20 protein-coding genes and 1 pseudogene are annotated in these 19,241 nt (G+C 74.1%); 12 read left to right on the forward strand and 9 right to left on the reverse strand.

The annotated features are described in order from the left end of the window. Positions 1–28: 28 nt before the first annotated feature. Entirely contained in the window at positions 29–1,153 is a 1,125-nt protein-coding gene (locus O7602_RS03615; RefSeq protein ID WP_281586812.1) for a DUF5931 domain-containing protein, read from the forward strand. A gap of 11 nt (positions 1,154–1,164) precedes the next feature. Next, positions 1,165–1,797, forward strand: coding sequence for a response regulator transcription factor (locus tag O7602_RS03620; RefSeq protein ID WP_281590098.1), 633 nt, complete (start codon positions 1,165–1,167; stop codon positions 1,795–1,797). A 1-nt stretch (position 1,798) separates the two neighbouring features. On the opposite strand, the gene O7602_RS03625 is transcribed toward O7602_RS03620, so the two are convergent. The 3 genes from O7602_RS03625 to O7602_RS03635 form a co-directional block, all read right to left on the reverse strand. Further along, a complete protein-coding gene (locus O7602_RS03625; RefSeq protein WP_281586813.1) occupies positions 1,799–2,371 on the reverse strand; it encodes a DUF5709 domain-containing protein in 573 nt (190 codons plus the stop codon). Between the two features lie 80 nt (positions 2,372–2,451). Further along, entirely contained in the window at positions 2,452–3,156 is a 705-nt protein-coding gene (locus O7602_RS03630) for an ATP-binding protein (RefSeq protein ID WP_281586814.1), read from the reverse strand. A 56-nt stretch (positions 3,157–3,212) separates the two neighbouring features. Further along, on the reverse strand, positions 3,213–4,214 hold the full coding sequence (locus O7602_RS03635; RefSeq protein WP_281586815.1) for an SDR family oxidoreductase: 1,002 nt from the start codon (positions 4,212–4,214) through the stop codon (positions 3,213–3,215). A 192-nt stretch (positions 4,215–4,406) separates the two neighbouring features. Between O7602_RS03635 and O7602_RS03640 the strand changes: the two genes are divergently transcribed. After that, positions 4,407–5,672, forward strand: coding sequence for a glycosyltransferase (locus O7602_RS03640; RefSeq protein ID WP_281586816.1), 1,266 nt, complete (start codon positions 4,407–4,409; stop codon positions 5,670–5,672). On the opposite strand, the gene O7602_RS03645 is transcribed toward O7602_RS03640, so the two are convergent. From O7602_RS03645 to aroA, 4 genes are read right to left on the reverse strand one after another with little or no spacing between them, the layout of a single operon-like run. Further along, positions 5,558–6,526, reverse strand: a complete 969-nt coding sequence (locus O7602_RS03645; protein ID WP_281590099.1) for a hypothetical protein — start codon at positions 6,524–6,526, stop codon at positions 5,558–5,560. The genes O7602_RS03640 and O7602_RS03645 overlap by 115 nt on opposite strands. Positions 6,527–6,585: 59 nt before the next feature. Then, a complete protein-coding gene (gene hisN, locus O7602_RS03650; RefSeq protein WP_281586817.1) occupies positions 6,586–7,404 on the reverse strand; it encodes a histidinol-phosphatase in 819 nt (272 codons plus the stop codon). 60 nt (positions 7,405–7,464) lie between these two features. Continuing rightward, positions 7,465–8,592 carry a ribosome small subunit-dependent GTPase A gene (gene rsgA / locus O7602_RS03655; protein WP_281586818.1) on the reverse strand — a complete coding sequence of 376 codons (1,128 nt, stop codon included), beginning with the start codon at positions 8,590–8,592 and terminating at the stop codon, positions 7,465–7,467. Then, positions 8,562–9,863 carry a 3-phosphoshikimate 1-carboxyvinyltransferase gene (aroA, locus tag O7602_RS03660; protein ID WP_281586819.1) on the reverse strand — a complete coding sequence of 434 codons (1,302 nt, stop codon included), beginning with the start codon at positions 9,861–9,863 and terminating at the stop codon, positions 8,562–8,564. The genes rsgA and aroA overlap by 31 nt, the downstream gene beginning before the upstream one ends. A gap of 102 nt (positions 9,864–9,965) precedes the next feature. Here aroA and O7602_RS03665 point away from each other — a divergent pair, with 102 nt between their 5' ends. The 8 genes and pseudogenes from O7602_RS03665 to O7602_RS03700 form a co-directional block, all read left to right on the forward strand. Beyond that, positions 9,966–10,673 (forward strand): SOS response-associated peptidase, encoded by a 708-nt coding sequence (locus tag O7602_RS03665; RefSeq protein WP_281586820.1) that lies wholly within the window; start codon positions 9,966–9,968, stop codon positions 10,671–10,673. 211 nt (positions 10,674–10,884) lie between these two features. Next, entirely contained in the window at positions 10,885–11,280 is a 396-nt protein-coding gene (locus O7602_RS03670) for a WhiB family transcriptional regulator (protein WP_281586821.1), read from the forward strand. A gap of 224 nt (positions 11,281–11,504) precedes the next feature. Continuing rightward, positions 11,505–12,119 carry an alpha/beta family hydrolase gene (locus tag O7602_RS03675; protein WP_281586822.1) on the forward strand — a complete coding sequence of 205 codons (615 nt, stop codon included), beginning with the start codon at positions 11,505–11,507 and terminating at the stop codon, positions 12,117–12,119. A gap of 923 nt (positions 12,120–13,042) precedes the next feature. Further along, on the forward strand, positions 13,043–13,849 hold the full coding sequence (locus O7602_RS03680; protein WP_281586823.1) for a sigma-70 family RNA polymerase sigma factor: 807 nt from the start codon (positions 13,043–13,045) through the stop codon (positions 13,847–13,849). Between the two features lie 2 nt (positions 13,850–13,851). After that, complete coding sequence (gene rsrA / locus O7602_RS03685) at positions 13,852–14,139, forward strand: mycothiol system anti-sigma-R factor (RefSeq protein WP_281586824.1); 288 nt, start codon at positions 13,852–13,854, stop codon at positions 14,137–14,139. Between the two features lie 44 nt (positions 14,140–14,183). Beyond that, complete coding sequence (locus tag O7602_RS03690) at positions 14,184–14,339, forward strand: hypothetical protein (RefSeq protein WP_281586825.1); 156 nt, start codon at positions 14,184–14,186, stop codon at positions 14,337–14,339. A 183-nt stretch (positions 14,340–14,522) separates the two neighbouring features. Then, positions 14,523–14,738, forward strand: a complete 216-nt coding sequence (locus O7602_RS03695) for a biotin/lipoyl-binding carrier protein (protein WP_091068708.1) — start codon at positions 14,523–14,525, stop codon at positions 14,736–14,738. Further along, positions 14,735–15,238 (forward strand): annotated as a pseudogene (locus O7602_RS03700) (GNAT family N-acetyltransferase); the annotation flags it as partial. The gene O7602_RS03695 and the pseudogene O7602_RS03700, both read left to right, overlap by 4 nt. Here the strand turns inward: O7602_RS03700 and O7602_RS03705 are convergent. Further along, positions 15,239–15,808 (reverse strand): TetR/AcrR family transcriptional regulator, encoded by a 570-nt coding sequence (locus O7602_RS03705; RefSeq protein ID WP_281586826.1) that lies wholly within the window; start codon positions 15,806–15,808, stop codon positions 15,239–15,241. Positions 15,809–15,927: 119 nt separating this feature from the next. Here O7602_RS03705 and O7602_RS03710 point away from each other — a divergent pair, with 119 nt between their 5' ends. Then, entirely contained in the window at positions 15,928–17,517 is a 1,590-nt protein-coding gene (locus tag O7602_RS03710; protein WP_281586827.1) for an MDR family MFS transporter, read from the forward strand. Between the two features lie 79 nt (positions 17,518–17,596). Here O7602_RS03710 and O7602_RS03715 read toward each other — a convergent pair whose 3' ends face one another. Continuing rightward, positions 17,597–19,207: a tetratricopeptide repeat protein gene (locus O7602_RS03715; protein ID WP_281586828.1), complete on the reverse strand. Its 1,611-nt coding sequence runs from the start codon at positions 19,205–19,207 to the stop codon at positions 17,597–17,599. Positions 19,208–19,241 lie beyond the last annotated feature (34 nt).

The raw sequence follows: 19,241 nt of genomic DNA on the forward strand, positions 1-19,241 counted from the left end.
GGTGACCGGCTGTGGCAGGGTGGCGGCCATGCCGTCGTCCTCCGGCCTGGAAGGCCCGCTCTGGCGGTCCCTCGCCGTGTTCCGGTTCGCCTCCCTGGCGTACGTCGGGGTGCTCGTGCTCCGCGACGGCGGCCAGTACGCGCACCCGGTGGCGGCCGGTGGTGTCCTGCTCGGCATGCTGGCCTGGAGCGGCGTGACGACGGCCGGCTACCGCCGCCCGGCCGGGCGGCGTTGGCCGCTGCTCCTGGCCGACCTGGTGGTGGTGCTGGCGATCATTCTGGCCACGCCGTGGGTGGTCGGCCGGCCGGCGCTCGCCGCCGGCGTGCCGGTCCTGACCTCGGCCTGGCTCGCCGGGCCGGTGCTGGCGTGGGCGGTCGCCGGCGGGCGGCGGTGGGGCACGGTGGCCGCGCTCGTGCTCGGCGCCGCCGACCTGGCCACCCGGGATCCGATCAACCCGTCCGCGTTCACCGGGGCGATCCTCCTGCTGCTGGCCGGCGTGGTGGTCGGGCACGTGGCCCGGCTCGCCGTGGAGGCGGAGGCCCGGTTGCAGCGGGCGGTGGAGCTGGAGGCGGCCACCCGCGAGCGGGAGCGGCTGGCCCGGGACATCCACGACTCGGTGCTCCAGGTGCTGTCGTTGGTCCGGCGGCGCGGCGCCGACCTGGACGGCGAGGCGGCCGAACTGGCCCGGCTGGCCGGCGAGCAGGAGGCCGCGCTGCGGTCGCTGATCGGCCGGGCGGGTGCGGTGCCGGAGCGGGCCGGCGACGACCGGGACCTCCGCGACCTGCTCGACCGGTACGCCTCGGGCCAGGTTCAGGTGGCCGCGCCGGCCACCCCGGTGCCGCTGCCCGCGCGGGCGGCCGGAGAGCTGGCCGCGGCGGTCGGCGCGGCGCTTGACAACGTGACCCGGCACGCCGGTGGGCGGGCCTGGGTGCTGATCGAGGACGAGGAGGAGACGGTGACCGTCTCGGTACGCGACGAGGGGCCGGGTATTCCGGACGGGCGGCTGGCGGAGGCCGCGGCGCAGGGCCGGCTCGGGGTGGCCCAGTCGATCCGTGGTCGGGTGGCGGATCTGGGCGGCGACGTCCGGATCGTGTCCGCACCCGGCGCCGGGACCGAGATCGAGCTGACCGTGCCGAGGAGCCGGCGGCGGTGAGCATCCGGGTGATGGTGGTCGACGACCACCCGATGTGGCGGGAGGGGGTGGCCCGCGACCTGACCGAGGCCGGCCTCCAGGTGGTGGCGACGAGCGGCGAGGGGCGGCAGGCGGTCCGGGTGGCCGCGGCGGCCCGACCCGACCTGGTCGTGCTCGACCTGCAACTGCCGGACGTCTCCGGGGTGGAGGTGGTCCGGGGGCTGCGCGCGGCGCTGCCCGACGTGCGGGTGCTCATGCTCTCGGCAAGCGGTGAGCCGCAGAGCGTCCTGGACGCGGTCAAGGCCGGCGCGACCGGCTACCTGGTCAAGTCGGCCGCCCCGGCCGAGTTCCTCGACGCGGTACGCCGCACCGCGGCCGGCGAGCCGGTGTTCACCCCCGGTCTGGCCGGTCTGGTGCTCGGCGAGTACCGCCGGCTGGCCGCCGCGCCGCCGGCCCCGCACGACGACGCACCCCGGCTCACCGAACGGGAGACCGAGGTGCTGCGCCTGGTCGCCAAGGGGCTGTCCTACAAGCAGATCGCCGAGCGGCTCCGGCTGTCGCACCGGACCGTGCAGAACCATGTGCAGAACACCCTGGGCAAGCTCCAGTTGCACAACCGGGTCGAGTTGACCCGGTACGCCATCGAGCGGGGCCTGGACGGGTGAGTCACTGCGTCGGCGGGGGCTGGGTCTCGTGCACCGCCAGCTCCTCGGCGGTCGCCCCGCCCCCGGCGGCGCCGGCGTCGTAGGCGACGTTGTCGGTCTCCAGGTCGGTGTGCGCCCCCTCGTCCGGCTCGACCAGCCGGCCCACCTCGTGGTCGGCGACCGTGCCGAGCTGACCGTGGTCGTAGATCGAGACCGGAGAGTTCGGGTCGGAGACCGGGCCCGGGTCGAGCACGTCCGCGTCGAGTTGGGCCTGCGCGGCGGCCTCCTCGCTGTCCGCCTCGGCGGCGATCGCCGGGTCGACCGGGCCGGCGAGCGGATCGTCGGCCGGACGTTCGTACCGCTCGCGGTCGAGCTTGTCGTCGAGCGACTCGCCGTCGAGCTGTTCCTCGGCCGTGGTACCGAACTGGTCCACGGCGACCGGGGTGCGGTCGCCGGGGATCTGGGCCGGCTCCGGGCCGTCCGCCTCGCGCCCGGTGAGCACGTCGTCGTTGGCGGTGGAGTCGTCGTCGGCGGTGTCGGGCAGGCCCTCCGCCTCGGGGTCGGACACGGGGGTGGGGAACTCGTCGTCGCGCATGCCGGGGAACTACCCACTGCGCTCGCCGCATTAACCGCCACCGGCCGGGAGGATCGGGAGAAACGGGGCGAAACCGCTCCTCAGTTGCGGAAGGCGGCCTCGTCCTCGGCGTACAGCACGCACCACACCACCTTGCCGTCGGGCAGCGGGGTGCTGCCCCAACGCCGGGCCACCGTGTCGATGAGCAGCAGCCCCCGACCGCCGACGGAGTCGACAGGCGCCGGACCGGCGTACGCGGGACGCCCGCCGGCATGGTCGCGGACGGCCATGTGCAGGGCGTCGCCGCGCGGCGCCAGCCGGAGCGTCATCGGGGTCGCCGCGTGCGCGACCACGTTGTTGACCATCTCGGTGACCGCGATGCAGGCCGGCTCCGCCAGCTCCGGCAGGCCCCACCGGAGGCACCCGGCGGCGACCAGCGACCGGGCCTCGCGGGCGGCCTCCGGCACCGGGGGCAGATCGGCGTCGCGCAGGTCGGTCGGCGCGGGCGCCGGTGGGTCGACCGGGTCGACCTGGTTGGGCGGGCCGAGCAGGTCGGGCGGGTCGAGCAGCAGCTCGGCGGCCGGCCAGTCGGCGACCGCGCGGCGGACCGCGTCGAGCACGTCACGGACGGACGGGTCGGGGATCCGCAGCCCGGACAGGTCGACCCGCACCGGGCCCGGCCGCTCCCAGAGCCGGGCGAGCAGCGCGCCGCGTACCGCCTCGGCCCCGGGCCGGTCGAGCACCCCGGTCAGCCGGACCGTCGCGGAATCGTCGGTCTCCACCAGGCAATGCGCGTCCGTCGGCATGATCGTCCCATTGTGCACGTCGGCCCCCAGGCGCGCATCGGTCCGCTCGACGGGACTCATGGGCGACCGGACCTGGAACGTCGGCTGAACGCCGCGACCGTGCCGACCGCGGTGCCGGCCGCGGCCAGCCCGAAGGCCGCCGTCAACCGCAGCAACTGGCCGCGCCGGCCGGACCAGCCGTCGGTACGCATCCCCTCCCCGTCCGGGGTGAAGACGTTGCCGGTGGCGTCCAGGCGTACGCCGGGGCCGAACTGGGTGCGCGCGGTGTACCAGCCGAGCACCCGCTCGGCGAGCGCCGGGGCCAGCCGCCACTGGAGGCCCATCAGCCGGGCCGCGCCGCCCGCGTACGCCTCCCGGCGCGGCCGGCGCAACAGCCGGAGCATCGTCGCGGCGACCATCTCCGGCGGGTAGACCGGCGGTGGCGGGGTCAGCTCCCGCCCGGTGTGGTTCGCGGCGTGCCGGAAGAACGGCGTGTCGATGGTGGCCGGCAGCACGGTGCAGAGCGAGACGTTCCCGCGGCCGGTCACCCGCAGCTCCTGCCGGACCGTGTCGGACAGCCCGCGGATGGCGTGCTTGGTGGCGTTGTACGCCGACTGGTACGGCATGGCCACCTCGGCCAGCACGGACGCGTTGTTGATCAGCACCCCGCCGCCGGCCGCCACGAGCCAGGGCAGTGCGGCCCGGGTCCCGTGCACGGTGCCGAGCAGGTTCACCTCGACCACCCGGCGGAACTCGGCCACCGGGATCTCGTCGAACAAGCCGACGGTGCCCACCGCCGCGTTGTTGATCCAGGCGTCGAGATGCCCGTACTCGGCAGCCGCTCGCGCCGCCAGGAGTTCCACCGCGTCCGGATCGGTCATGTCGGTGGGCACCACGAGGGCATGCCCGCCGAGTTCCCGGCAGTGCGCGGCGACGCGGTCGAGGGCCGTCTCGGTCCGGGCGGCCAGCACCACGGCCGCCCCCTGACCGGCCAGGACGTACGCGGTGGCCGCGCCGATGCCGCTGGAGGCGCCGGTGATGACGACTGTGGCATCGGCGAGATCTCGGGTGAGCGCCATTCCTCGGCGGTACCCCAGGGCCGGCCGGTCATGCCGGCGACCCGGACGCTGATCGGGTTCGGTCGGAACCGGTGTCCCGCCCATGGGACGCTCGCCACCATGCTGATCTGCCAGGTTTGGGGCCGGCGACCCCGGGTTAATGGGACGCTCTACCGGGAGACCCAGCTACCGAGCAACGCATGGAGGTGCACCATGCGCGTCGGCCTTGTATGCGCGCACGCCGGCTCGTCCACCGATGGTCCCATGGTCGGGACTCAGGAGCACATTGCGCGCGTGGCGGCTGAACTCGCCGCCCGGGGCCATGAGGTCCGTGTGTACGAACGCCGCGACGCGGCCGTCCAGCCCGCCCTGGCGGAGCTGGACGGCTACCGCCTGGAACGTGTTCCGGTCGGGCCGCCCGACCCGCTGCCCACCGCCGAACTGGTGCCGCACGTGGCCGAGTTCGGCAGGTGGCTGACCGACGCCTGGTCCGGCGACTGGACACCCGACGTGGTGCACGGCCACTACTGGGTCGGCGGGCTGGCCGCGGCCCAGGCGGTCCGCGCCACGAACATCCCGGTGGTGCAGACCTTCCACTCGCTCGGCGTCGAGCAGCTCCGCCACCTCGGCCGCGGCTACACCGGGCCGGGCCAGCGGATCCCGCTCGAACGGGCGCTGACCCGGGCGGTCGACGTCGCGGTCGCCCAGTGCAACGACGAGGTCGACGAGCTGACCCGGATGGGCCTGCAACGCACCTCGGTGGCGATGGTGCCGACCGGCGTGGACACCGGGCAGTTCCACCCCGACGGCGAAGCGGCCCCGCGGGACCAGCGACCCCGGATCCTCTCCGTGGGCGGGCTCGCGCCCGGACACGGCCAGGACGACCTGATCCGGGCGATGCGGCTGGTCGGGGACGCGGAACTGGTGATCGCCGGTGGTCCGCCCGCCGAGCGGCTGGCCCGGCACGCGGAGGCGCGCCGGCTGCGCGAGCTGGCCGAGCGGACCGGAGTGGCGGAGCGGATCCAACTCGTCGGCGCGGTCCCGCACGACCAGATGGCCACCTGGTACCGCTCCGCGGACGTGGTGGCCTGCACCCCGCACTACTCGTCCGCCGGGCGGGTGTCGCTGGAGGCGATGGCCTGCGGCGTGCCCGTGGTCGGCTACGCCATGGGCGGCATCGCCGACGCCGTCGTCGACGAGGTGACCGGCAAGCTGGTGCCGCCCGGCGACGTGCGCACGCTCGGCGTCACCCTGCGCCGGATGCTCACCGACAACGCCGGCCGGTTCGCGTACGGGCATGCGGCCGTGGACCGGGTGCGGTGCAGCTACAGCTGGGAGCGGACGGCCGCGGCGCTGGAGCGACTCTACGAGCGGGTGATCGGGCGTCGCCGGCCGGCCACGGTGGAGCCGACGACCGCCCCGGTCGGGGTCGAGGTCGAGGCGGCCGTCCCGGAACGCGGGCCGCTCGAAGCGGCCTGAGCCGGGAGCACCCCGGCACCGACCAACGCCGGCTCCCGGCTCCGGACGGTCGCGTGGTGGTGCTGCGGCTCGGCGTACCGGGTCAGGCCGACCACGGCCGCGAGGGTGACCAGGAAGCCGAGCCCGGCCAGCCACTCCCGACCGGGCCAGATCTTGTCGTTGAGCAGCAGCAACCCGACGATCGCCGCGGGCACCGCGCCGGCCGCGTCCATCGCCGCCACCGCCGCCGTGGTCGACCCGCGTTGCATCGCCAGGCCGAGCAGCAACTGCCCGACCACCGAGTGGACGATCAGCAGGTAGAGAAGCGGATCCCGGAGGAACGCCTCCGCCGATTCGGCGGAGGCGAGTGGGCGGGCGGCCACCGCGGCGGCGGAGAACGCCATCCCGGCAAGGGAGCCCAGCACCACCGACCCGAGCGCGCCGTGCAGCCGGGCCGCGAAGAAACCCGACCCGGCGATCACGCCGAGCGCCGCCACCAGACCGACCAGCCCGGCGGTGCCGAGCTGCCGGGACGGCGCCGGCTCGGCCGACAGCACAAGCGCGGTGATCCCGCCGAACAGCAGCACCAGCAGCACCAGCTCGGCGGCCGGCAGACGCCACTTGAGCACCATCACGCCGAGCACGGCGGTCACCCCCAGCCCGGCCGCCACACTGGCCTGGACCAGGAACAGCGGCAGGTCCCGGCGGGCCAGGAAGGCGAACACGAACCCGACGACCTGGCAGCACAGGCCGATCAGGTACGTCCGGTGACCGGCCAACCGCAGCAGCAGCCCCGGGTCGAACGTGTGGTGCACGGTGGTCCGCGCGGCGGCGACCGACTGGAGGAGGTTGGCGAAGCCGTACGCGACGATCATCGCCGCGAGGAAGCACCAACCGGAGGAGACCACCCCGCGAGGATAAGGCTCGGACCGGGTCAGCGCTCGGCCGGCCGGCCCAGCCGGCCCAGGATGTCGTCGTGCAGTCGGCCGTTGCTGGCCACCGCGCTGATGTCGGCGGAGTCGACGCCGGCCGGGGCGGGTCGCCCCGCCAGGTCGGTGAACCGGCCACCGGCCTCGGCGACGATCGGCACCAGCGCGGCGATGTCCCACAGCGACAGCTCCGGCTCCACCATCACGTCAAGTGCCCCCTCGGCCAACAGCATGTAGCCGTAGAAGTCGCCGTACGCCCGGGTACGCCAACTGTCCCGCATGAGCTGGAGCATCGCGTCCAACCGGCCGGCCTGTTCCCAACCGGTCAGCGAGGAGTAGCAGACACTCGCGTCGGCGAGCGCCGTGACGCCGGAGACCCGGATCGGCGCGCCGTCCGCCGGCCCGGTGCCGGCGAACGCTCCCGCGCCGAGCGCGCCCCACCAGCGCCGGCCCAGCGCCGGCGCGGACACCAGGCCGAGGACCGGCCGGTCCTGTTCCAGCAGCGCGATCAGCGTGGCCCACACGGGTACGCCCCGGACGAAGTTCTTCGTCCCGTCGATCGGGTCGACCACCCAGCGCCGCCCGTCCGGGCCGGTGGCGGGCTGCTCCCCGTACTCCTCGCCGAGCAGTCCGTCGGTCGGGCGGTGGGTGGCCAGCAGGGCGCGGATCTCCCGCTCCACGGCGGTGTCCGCATCGGAGACCGGGGTCAGGTCCGGCTTCGACTCGACCCGCAGGTCGAGGGCGCGGAACCGGGCCTTGGAAACGGCGTCGGCGGCGTCGGCGAGCACATGGGCGAGGGCGAGGTCGTCGGCGTACCCGGTCATGGTCCACACGCTAGCGCCGCCCGCGCGGCAGGTCCCGGCGGGTGGCCGCCGGTCCGCCGGTCAGGAACCGGCGAGCGGATCGCCCGGGTTGCGCTCGGGCTCGCGCGCGTCGCCCTCGCCGCTGCGGGAGGCGAGCAACCGCCGGTACGAGGCGAGCCGGCGCGGGTCGGCCCGGCCGGCGGCCACCCAGGCGTCGAGCGCGCAGTCCGCCTCGTCGGCGGTGTGCGGGCAGTTGGGCGGGCAGTCCACGGTCGCCTCGACCAGGTCGGAAAAGCCGTGCAGCAGGCTCTCGGCGGAGACGTGCGCCAACCCGAAGCTGCGGATGCCCGGGGTGTCGACGATCCAGCCCGGATCGCCGCCGCCGCCCGGGTCGGGCGGCAGGCGCAGCGCCACCGCGCTCGTCGACGTGTGCCGGCCCCGGCCGATCGCGCTGACCGTGCCGACCGCCCGCTCCGCCTCCGGCACGAGCCGGTTGACGAGCGTCGATTTGCCCACGCCGGAGTGGCCCACAAGCACCGAGACCCGGCCGGCGAGCAACGTGCGCAGGTCGGCCAGGTCGGAACCCGGTCGGATCAGCACGTACGGCAGCTCCAGCTCGGTGTAGTAGCCGAGCACCGCCTCCGGGCCACCCAGATCGGCCTTGGTGAGGCAGAGCAGCGGCTCGATGTCGGCGTCGTACGCGGCCACCAGACAGCGGTCGATGAACCCGGTGCGCGGCGGCGGGTCGGCGAGCGCGCTGACGATCACCAGTTGGTCGGCGTTGGCCACCACCACCCGTTCCAGCCGACCTTCGGCGGTGGTGTCGTCGTCGTCCGCGGTGCGCCGCAGCACGGAGGTGCGCTCGGCGATGCGCACGATGCGGGCCAGCGCGCCGGACGCGCCGGAGACGTCACCGACCAACCCCACCCGGTCGCCCACCACCACCGACTTGCGGCCCAGCTCGCGGGCGCGCATGGCGGTGACGACCGGGTCGTCCGGGCCGGCCTCGGGGCGGACGCAGGTGTAACGGCCCCGGTCGACCGCGATCACGAACCCGTCGACCGCGTCGGCGTGCCGGGGCCGGGTGCGGGTGCGGGGGCGCGACGATCTGCCGGGACGGACCCGGACGTCGTCCTCGTCGTACTCCCGCCGCCTGGTCGCCAGGACGCCCCCCGCTGTCAGCTCTTGTCGGTCACCATGCCCGACCATAGTGCCGGGAACTCGGGCATGGTCTTCGAGGTGCACGTCACGTCGTCGACCTCGATGCCGGGGACGGCCAGCCCGGCTACCGCCGCGGCGTGCGCCATCCGATGGTCGGCGTACGTCCGGAAGGTGCCGCCGCGCAGCGGGCGGGGCCGGATCTCCAAGCCGTCGCGGGTCTCGGTGATGTCGGCGCCCAGGGCGGTGAACTCCTTGGCCAGCGCGGTGACCCGGTCGGTCTCGTGGCCCCGGATGTGACCGATGCCGGTCAGCCGGGACGGGCTGTCGGCCAGCAGGGTGAGCGCGGTCAGCACCGGGGTCAGCTCGCCGACGTCGGAGAGGTCGGCGTCCACCCCGCGTACCGCGCCGGTGCCCCGCACCCGCAGGCCGTCGGTGCCGAGCGTCACCTCGCCGCCCATCCGGTGCAGCAGCTCGCGCAGCCGTTCGACCGGCTGGAGGCTGCTGTGCGGCCAGCCCTGGAGGGTGACCTCACCGCCGGTGACGAGCGCGGCGGCGAAGAACGGTGCGGCACCGGAGAGGTCGGGCTCGATGTCCCAGCCGCGCCCGGTGAGCGGGCCCGGCTCGACCACCCAGACGTCCGGCGTGGTGTCGTCCACCGCGGCCCCGGCGGCGCGCAGCATCTGCACCGTCATCCGCACGTGCGGCGCGGACGGCACCGGCGGCCCCTCGTGCCGGACCACCACGCCCCGGTCGAAGCGGGGTGCGGCCAGCAGCAGCCCGGACACCAGTTGACTGGACGCGGAGGCGTCGATCACGACCTCGCCGCCGGTCACCCGGCCGGCGCCGAGGACGACGAGCGGCAGGCTGCCGGCCGGCGGGGCGTCGACCCGGACGCCGAGGGCGCGCAACGCGCCGATCAGCGGGCCGAGCGGGCGGGTGCGGGCGTGCGGATCGCCGTCGAACGTGACCCGCCCCGCGGCCAGCCCGGCCACCGGGGGCAGGAAGCGCATCACGGTGCCGGCCAGGCCGACGTCGACGTGCGCCGGGCCGACGAGCGGGTGCGGGCGGACCAGCCACCGGTCGTCGTCGGAGACCGACATGTGCGACCCCAGCTCGCGCAGGCCGCCGGCCATCAGCTCGGTGTCCCGGGCGCGCAGCGGCCGGTCGAGTGTCGACGGCCCACCGGCCAGCGCGGCGAGCACCAGGGCCCGGGCGGTCATCGACTTGGAGCCGGGCAGGCGCAGCGTCGCGGTGACCGGGTCGTTCGCGGTCGGCGCGGTCCACGGCTGCGGCGGACGGGTAGCGGTCAGATTCCCCACGCTCACATTCTGCCGCCCCGACGGGCCCGTCGGGGTGCCCGTCGGGCCTGCTCCCGGTGGGCGGGACAGCCGGAACGGCCCGGTGGGGCTAGCGTGGGCCCCATGTGCGGGAGGTACGCGACGACCAGGAGCGCGGGCGACCTGAGCGCGCTGTTCGAGTCGACCGACTCCACCGGCGCGGTCGAGCCCGACTTCAACGTCGCCCCGACCGATTCCGCGCCGCTGGTCCGGCTCGCGCCGGAGGGGCACCGGCTGCTCTCCCTCGGCCGTTGGGGGCTGTTGCCGCCCTGGTCCCGCAGCGCGGCCGGCGCCGCCCGGATGATCAACGCGCGGGCCGAGACGGTCGCCACCAGCCGGGCGTACGCCCCGTCCTTCGCCCGCCGGCGCTGCCTGGTCCCGGCCGACGGGTGGTACGAGTGGGTGCGCCGACCGGACGGCGGGCGGCAGCCCTACTTCATGACCCCGCGGGACGGCTCGGTGCTGGCCTTTGCGGGCATCTGGTCGCTCTGGGAGGCGGCCGGGACGCCCCGGCTCACGTTCAGTGTGCTGACCACTGCGGCGCTCGGTGAGCTGGCCGAGGTGCACGACCGGATGCCGCTGCTGCTGGCCCCGGATCGGTGGGCCGCCTGGCTGGGCCCGACCGACGAGCCCGCCGCGCTGCTCGTCCCGCCGGACGCCGGACAGCTCGCCGCGCTGGAGATCCGGCCGGTCGCACCGGCGGTCGGCGACGTCCGCAACGACGGTCCGGAGCTGATCGCCCGGGTCGTCCCGGCGGCTGCGGAGGCAGACCGGGAATCGACGTTGTTCTGATCACGCTGAGCACATTGTCGAGTGCTGATTTGCCAGGGTTGCGCCGGAAAAGTCACCCCCCGGTTTAGTCATGTTTACCGAAGACTCTTGTCTCGGCGTGCACGAGTGCGATAGAACACAGCGCCGGTGATGGCGTCAGTTCGCACGGGGCGAATGACATCCATCGATCTTTAGGGAGATCTTCGCCGGTCCCACGGGGGAGGTGGGTGTATTGACACGGGCACGCATGCCCCGACCGCACGAGGTGGCGGCGGCGCGGCGCGATCCGCGGCTGCTGCGGGCGTTGCGCGAACGGCGACAGGACGAGGCGTGGCGCACCAGGGGCACATGCCAGAGCGTCGATCCGGAGACGTTCTTTCCGGCGCCCAACGAGCCTGCGGACGCGGCGGTGGCGCTCTGCCGCACCTGCGACGTCCAAGGCTCCTGCCTGGCCTGGGCCTTGGAGGTGGGCGACTGCCACGGCGTCTGGGGCGGCACCACGCCGCGTGAGCGGCGAGCCATGCTCGTCGCCTGGCGCAGCGAGGTTCAGCCGGATCCGGACGCGGTCGACGAGCCCGGGCCGCCGGTCCGAGACCGCCTGCTCACGCTGGTGCCGCTGAGCTCCTGACCGACGATGTCGGGCCGGGTCCGTGCGTGTGCGGCGTTGGCCGCGCGGCACGTCCGCTGTCGGTGGTTGTTCCGCGCCCTGCCGTCGCCGGCCGGTCCGCCGTGCGCAGATGTCGGTGGTTGTTCCGCGCCCTGCCGTCGCCGGCCGGCCCGCCGTGCGCAGATGTCGGTGGTTGTTCCGCGCCCTGCCGTCGCCGGCCGGTCCGCCGTGCGCAGAATGGGCCGGTGCGGCACGACGACGAGATCGAGACACCCCGGGGGCCGGCGCGCATCCGGCTCGACCCGCCGACGGCGACCGGCGGCACCCTGCTCGTGCTGGGTCACGGCGCGGGCGGCGACGTCGACGCGCCGGATCTCGTGGCGGTCCGCGACGCGGTCCGTGACGCCGGGGGTGGGGTGGTGCTGGTGACCCAGCCGTACCGGGTTGCCGGCCGTCGCGCGCCCGCCCCGGCCGGGCACCTCGACGAGGCATGGACGGCGGTGCTGGCCGAGCTGCGCCGTCGCCTGCCGGACACCGGCCGCTGGGTGGTGGGCGGCCGGTCCAGTGGCGCCCGGGTGGCCTGCCGCACCGCGTGCGCCGTCGGCGCGGCCGGCGTGGTGGCGCTGGCGTTCCCGCTGCACCCGCCCGGGCGGCCGGACCGATCCCGGGCCGACGAGCTGGGCACCGGCCTGCCGACGCTTGTGGTCAACGGCGACCGGGACCCCTTCGGCGTACCCGATCCCGCGTCCGGCGTCGAGGTGGTGGTCCGGCCGGGGGAGCGGCACGACCTGCGCCGGGACCCGCCTGGCACGGCCGAGGTGGTGCGCGCCTGGCTCGCGGCCCGGGGATGGCTGTCCTGATCACGCCGCGCCTCGGCGGTGGCCACGCCTCGGTTCCGGCTGTGCGGGTCGCGTCCATGCTCATCGCCCACAGGTCGGCCTAGCCGTCGCCGTCGGTGTCCACCACCCACACGTCGGTGTGCCGAGTTCGGCTGCCGTGCCTCTGGCCGACTGCCTGACGGCAGCGTGGCTCGGGCGTGCGAGCGTGACCGTCCCCGGCGAGCGTTCGTTGCACCGGTTGGCACCGGCCGGCCGGCTCGGACGTGACCGGAGTCACCTCCCAGGCCCTTCCTGGTCCCAGCATCGGTCGCGGCCGAGGCTGGGACCGGGAACGGGTGGCGGCCCCGTCCTCCATCACCCGACCCCTGCGGAAGCGAGCGAGATCTTGGACGCGAATGGCCCCAGAGAGGCGGAATCGTCCAAGTCACCCGGGCTCTCGGGCTACCGGGCAGGCAGGGGAAAGGGGCATTTGGCGCACGGTGGCTCTGTTCTCCGGTCGGATCTCGCACGAGACAGGGCGGGTGGCGAGTTTCGGTCAATGATCGACGCCAGTCCGATGAAACGGTGGCATCCCGGCCAACCGGATAGCGCCACTTCGCCGAGCTGGCGTCCGGCCCGTCCCGGCCACCTCAAGCACCCGGACCCTCCGGGCCGCCGCGAGGTGGGAAAGTGGGGCAAGAAGCGCAAATCGCCCCGGTCCGCCGGTCAGGCCCCCCGCTTCCCGCGATCCGAAACACGAACCCCGACCATCGGGCGATGGCGCTGTTGATCATGAAGTTGGCGCACGCAAATACGGCGAAACATGCCGGCAACCTCATGATCGACGCGGAGGTGGCGTGCAGGGGTGCGCGTGCGGGAGGGGTGTGGTGGCCGGAATGCGGAGGGCTGGGGATCGCGTTGACCCCCTTTGGGAAACGACATTGCCAGCGCGAGGGGGGTGACCGGTGCCGGTCGAGACTCGGAGCCGGGAACGGGACGAACGGGACGAACGGCAGCTCCGGCGGCTGCTCGACGCGCCGGAGTGGCAGGCGTCGGCGTCGACCGTGAGCACCGGCACACACTCGGGAAGTGAATCTGCCGCCGGGCGGGTACGCGTATCCTCGGCGGGAAAGCATCCGACGCGAGGGGATGTGCGGTTGACCACCGAGAAGACGGACGAGCGCAGGGCCCGCTTCGAGCGGGACGCGATGCCCTTCGTCGATCAGCTCTACGCTGCCGGGCTGCGGATGACCCGCAACCCGGCGGATGCCGAGGACCTGGTCCAGGAGACGTACCTCAAGGCGTACGCCGCCTTCCACCAGTTCGAGCAGGGCACCAACCTGAAGGCCTGGCTCTACCGGATCCTGACCAACACCTACATCAACTCCTACCGGAAGCGGCAGCGCCAGCCCGTCCAGGCGCCGACGGACGAGATCACCGACTGGCAGCTCGCCGAGGCGGAGTCGCACACGTCGAGCGGTCTGCGCTCGGCCGAGACCGAGGCGCTCGACCGGCTGCCGGACAGCGACGTCAAGGAGGCCCTCCAGCAGTTGCCGGAGGAGTTCCGCCTGGCGGTCTACCTGACCGACGTCGAGGGTTTCTCCTACAAGGAGGTCGCCGACATCATGGGCACGCCGATCGGCACCGTGATGTCCCGCCTGCACCGGGGCCGACGCAATCTGCGCAAGCTGCTGGAGCGGTACGCGGCGGAGCGGGGTTTCAGCGCCGCCCCGTCGAAGGGTTCGACCGCCGCCGCCAGCCGGGAGGTGTGACCGTGAGCTGTGGACGACCGCACGAGACGGACTGCCACGAGGTGCTCGCCGAGGTCTACCTCTACCTCGACCTGGAGTGCGCCGAGGAGCGCCGGGTGCTGATCCGGCACCACTTGGAGGAGTGCGGGCCGTGCCTGCGCGAGTACGGCATCGAGCAGGAGGTCAAGGCGCTTGTGGCCCGGTGCTGCGGCAACGAGGCGGCGCCGGAGAAGCTGCGTGAGCGGCTGCGGCTGCGGCTGAGCGAGCTGGTGGTCTTCGAGACCACCGAGTCCCGCGAGCTGGCCGACTGATCAGACACCTGTGGCCCGGGTCCGCGTGTGGACCCGGGCCACAGGTGTGTCCGGCCCCCCAGGGCCGGGCGCCGCTGATCGGTGATCAGGAGTTGGGGCGCTTGCCGTGGTTGGCGCTGCTCTTCTTCCGGGCCTTCTTCTTCCGGGCCTTCTTCGCCATGCTCTGCCTCCTGTGCTGGTCACGGTCCGGCCGCGGGTGAGCGCGGCGGAGGTCGCGTACGGCCCCCGGGTTGCCGGGCGCCGACCCGCACGATGCTAGTGCCGCCGGTGCCGCGCCGGGCGCGGTGGGGCCGCGTCCCGGGCCGGTGGTCAGAGAACGGACGTGACCGGCGTCATGATTGGATACCGTTCGCAGGACTGTCGGGGAGAGGGAGGGCCGGGAGATGGCCGAGGAGATCCGCGCCGAGATGGTGGCGAACGTCTGGAAGGTCGTCGCGTCGGCCGGGGACACGGTGTCCGAGGGGGACACGCTCGTGATCCTGGAGTCGATGAAGATGGAGATCCCGGTGGTCGCCGAGTCCGACGGCGTGGTGCAGCAGCTGGCGGTCAACGAGGGCGACGTGGTGCAGGACGGCGACCTGATCGCGGTGATCGGTTGACCGGCCCGCTCGTCCGCCGCGCCGAGCCGGCGGACTTCCCGGCGGTGGCCCGCCTGACGGTGGCCGCCTACGAGGCGGACGGCCAGCTCAAGGACGAGAACGGGTACGCGCCGGTGCTCGCCGACGTGGCCGGCCGGGCCGGGACCGGGGAGGTGCTCGTCGCCGTGGACGAGGCCACCGGCGCGGTGCTCGGCGCGGTGACGTTCGTATTGCCGGGCACCCCGTACGCCGAACTCGCCGGCCCCGGTGAGGCCGAGTTCCGGATGCTCGCGGTCGACCCGGCCGCGCAGGGCCGGGGCGCGGGCGCGGCGCTGGCCGAGGCGTGCGTGGCGCGCGCCGTCGAGTTGGGTTGCGCGGCGGTGGTGATCTGCGTGCGCGCCGGCATGGCGGCGAGTGCGCGCCGGCTCTACGACCGGCTCGGGTTCGTCCGGGCGCCGGAGAAGGACTGGGCCCCGACGCCCGGGATCGACCTGCTCGGCCTGCGCCTGCCCCTCACCGCGTCAGTCGCCGTCGTTGATCTTCGCGAGCAGCTCGTCGGCCACCTCAAGGGCGATCTTCCGCCGCTCGTCGTCGGTGATGCCGGGGGTACGCACCGCGAACCAGCTGCTGTGCACCGCGAACAGGGTGAGCGAGGCGCGTAGCTGGGCGGCCGGGGATTCGTCGCCGCGGCTCAGCTCGCCCGCCAGGCGCATCATCCGGTCGCGCATCTGCTGGCCGGCGACGAGGCTTTTCAGCACGGTCTGATTCTGTTCGAAGAACCGCATCACCCGGGGCAGCTCGCCGGAGAACATGGTGTCCGCGTACATGGCGATGAGGGTGCGCCGGGTCTCCAGCGTGGCCGGCTCCTCGGCGGCCCAGGCGATCAGCTCGTCCATCCGGCGCAGCCGGTCGTCGACGAAGCTGCTGACGATCTCGTCCTTGCTCTTGAAGTGGTAGTAGAGCGCTGCCTTGGTCACGTTGAGGCGCTCGGCGATCTCCCGGAGTGAGGTCTTCTCGTATCCCTGCTCGGTGAAGAGCTCCAGCGCGACGGCCTGGATGCGCTGGCGCGTGCCGCCTGTGCTCTCGCTCACCCGACCGACACCTTCCAATCCGCTTGACGTTGTCCCGGTGCCCAGCTTACCGTGCGGCTAGTAAGTTAACTAGCCGGGCGGCAAGTAAGTCGATCACCGATCTGCGGGGGAGCCTACCCATGAGTCAACAAGCCCCGGTCATCGCGAAGCCAAACGTCCGCGTCATCCTGTTCGGCCTGATGACCGCGATGACGCTCGCGATGCTCGACAACATGATCGTCAGCACCGCGCTGCCGCGCATCGTCTTCGAGTTCGGCGGCGCCGACCACTTCACCTGGGTGGTCACCGCGTACGTGCTGGGCACCACCGTCTCCACCCCGATCTGGGGCAAGCTCGGCGACCTCTACGGCCGCAAGGCGGTCTTCCTCACCTCGGTGGTCGTCTTCCTGATCGGCTCCGCGCTCTGCGGCATGTCCGGTTCCGGCGTCTTCGGTGGCGCCGACACCGGGATGGTCGAGCTGATCGCGTTCCGGGCGGTCCAGGGCCTCGGCGCGGGCGGCCTGATGGTCGGCGTCATGGCGATCATCGGGGACCTGGTCCCGCCCCGCGAGCGGGGCCGCTACCAGGGCATGATCGCCGCCATCATGGCCATCGCCATGGTGGCCGGCCCGCTCGTCGGCGGCTTCATCACCGACCACCTCTCCTGGCGCTGGGCGTTCTACGTGAACCTGCCCCTCGGCGGCGTGGCGCTGCTCCTCCTGGCCGTCACCATGCACCTGCCGAAGTACCGCACCGAGCACAAGATCGACTGGCTGGGCGCGGCGCTGCTCTCCGTCGGCATCACCGCGCTCGTGCTCGTCACCACGTGGGGCGGCAAGCAGTACGACTGGGGCTCGCCGCAGATCCTCGGCCTGACCGTGCTGGCGGTGGCCGCGCTCGGCGTGTTCGCGCTCGTGGAGCGGCGGGTGCCGGAGCCGATCCTGCCGCTGGGCCTGTTCGCCAACCGCAACTTCGCCCTCATCTCGGTGATCGGCTTCCTGCTCGGCTTCGCCATGTTCGGCGCGATGAACTTCCTGCCGCTCTACCAGCAGACCGTGCAGGGCGCCTCGGCCACCAACAGCGGCCTGCTCCTGCTCCCGCTGATGTTCGGCATGCTCGTGGTGTCGCTCGTGGTCGGCCGGACGATCACGAAGACCGGGCGCTACCGCGCCTTCCCGATCATCGGCGGCGTGGTGATGGCCGTCGGCATGTGGCTGCTCAGCCAACTCGACCTCGGCACCGGCAAGACCCAGTCCTCGCTCTACATGGTCGTGCTCGGCGTCGGCATGGGCTTCCTCATGCAGACCTCGATGCTCATCGCGCAGAACAGCGTCGAGCAGAAGGACCTGGGCGCGGCGAGCGGCGCGACCACCTTCTTCCGGTCCATCGGCGGCTCGTTCGGCGTCTCGCTGTTCGGCGCCGTCTTCGCCAACCGGCTGGCCGACTCGCCCGCCGGTCCGGCGCTCGCCGGCAAGGGCGGCGGCGAGGGCGGCGCGATGGACCTGGAGAACCTCAAGCAGCTCACCGGCCCGGCGCGGGAGCTGGTGCTCGGCGGGCTCTCCGACGCCATCTCGCACGTCTTCCTCTGGGCCCTCTTCATCACCGTGGCGGTCCCGGTGCTCGCCTGGTTCGTCAAGGAGGTGCCGCTGCGCGCGACGAACGACGTTCCGCCGGCCACCGCCACGCCGGAGGAGGAGGCCGAGGTCGCCCTCGGCAAAACCCCCGTCTGAGGTAAGGAGGGGGCCCCGCTTAACGCCTGGCGTTGTGGCGGGGCCCCTTCTTAACACCAATCCGGCGGCGTGCGGGCGCTCAGGCGCGGCGGAACAGCGCGGTGAGGCGTCGCCACAGCCGGCGCAGCGGGCCGGCCCCGGCGTCGGCGACGAGCCCGGCGGCCGTCGCGCGGGCGGCCGGGTCGAGGGCCGGGGTGGCCCGGGCCAGGTGCGCGAGCGATACCGCCTCCGGGGTACGGCGGGCGGGGCCGGTCGCCACCGCGGCGAGCCGCCCGGCCACCACACCGGCCACGTCGGCGCGTACGGCCGGGTCCACCCAGGCGGCGGTGACCAGGGCGAACAGTGCCGCCTCGGCCGTCGGTCCCGGCTCGGTCCCGGCCAGTTCCCGCAGCACCCGGCGGCGGTTCGACTCCGCCCACGGTTCGTCGGTGCGGTGGTGCAGCAGGCCGAGACAGGCCCAGACCTGCGCACAGCGCGCCCAGAGCGCGGGGTCCTGATCGCCGAGCACCCGGCCCAGCGCCGTGGGCGGCGCCTCCGGCGGGTATGCCAGCAGGCCGAGCAGGTCGGCCAGGTCCAGCGTGGCCAGTCCGACCGCGGCGTCGTACGCGGCCGGCGGGTGCGCCCACGCCGGGTGGGCCAGCTGCTGGAGCCGGCGCACCGCGTTCACCGTCGGGCGGGCGGTGCCCGCCGTCGGCGCGGGCAGGTGGTCCGCGCCGGCCGGGGTGACCTGGCCGAGCCACGGACGGCCGCGGCAACACTCGGCGAGGTCGCCGTGTTCGTGCGAGTCGTCCGGATGGTCGCGGACGAAATCGGCGAGCGCCACCAGGTGGTCCACGTTCCCGTCGCGCTGGAAGCGCAGCCGGTGCGCGGTGTGCACGGCGCAGTCGAACGTGGGGTCCTTCGCCAGCGCCCGGTCGATCCAGCCCAGCGCCGCGTCGAGCCGGCCGTGGTCGGCGAGCGTGCCGGCGATGTCCGCGTAGACCGCCAGGTCGTCGGGGTCGAGCGCGACCGCACGTTCCAGCGCGGCGAGCGCGTCGGCGGTCCGGCCGGCGCTGCGGTACGCGTACCCGAGCCACACCTCGCCGAGTTTGCTGGGCTCCGCGCGTACCCCCCGGGTGGCCCACTCGACCGCGAGGGCGACCTCGCCGAGGCGCCGGGCCAGCGCGGACGCCGCCCCCAGCAGCAGCGGGTGGGCCGGATGCACGGTGATCGCGTTGCGGGCCAGCGTGAGGTAGGGCAGCAGCGGCTCGCGCAGCCGGCGCGGAACCGGGTCGGGCGCGGCGGCGCAGACCTGCATGAGGATCCGGGCGGTGCGCTCCGGATCGAGCCGTTCCGGGAGGTCGGCGGCGGTCACCCACGGTACGGCGGCCCAGGGCGCGCCCGGCGCGTAGCCGGTGGCGGCGGCCAGCAGGTCGAGACCTTCGGCGGGACGGCCGGCGGCGGCGAGCAGGTGCGCCCGGGCCACCACGGCGCCGACGAAGGCGTGCTGGCCGAGCGGGAAGAGTTCGATGTCGCCACCGCTGGCGGCGGCGAGCCGGGCGAGGGTCTCGTGCGCCTCGGGGAGGGTGGGTGAGCGCACCAGGGCGGCGGCGACGTGGTCGGCCGCGTGCCGGAGATCGCCCTCGCCCAGCGCCAACCGGGCCAGCGCGAGTTCCTCCTCGGCGGAGAGCGCGGCGTCGTCCTCGGGCACGTCGTCCTTCCCTCGCCGGGCTGGTCGGTCGGTC

This window comes from Micromonospora sp. WMMD1128 (assembly GCF_027497235.1).
GTDB lineage: Bacteria > Actinomycetota > Actinomycetes > Mycobacteriales > Micromonosporaceae > Micromonospora.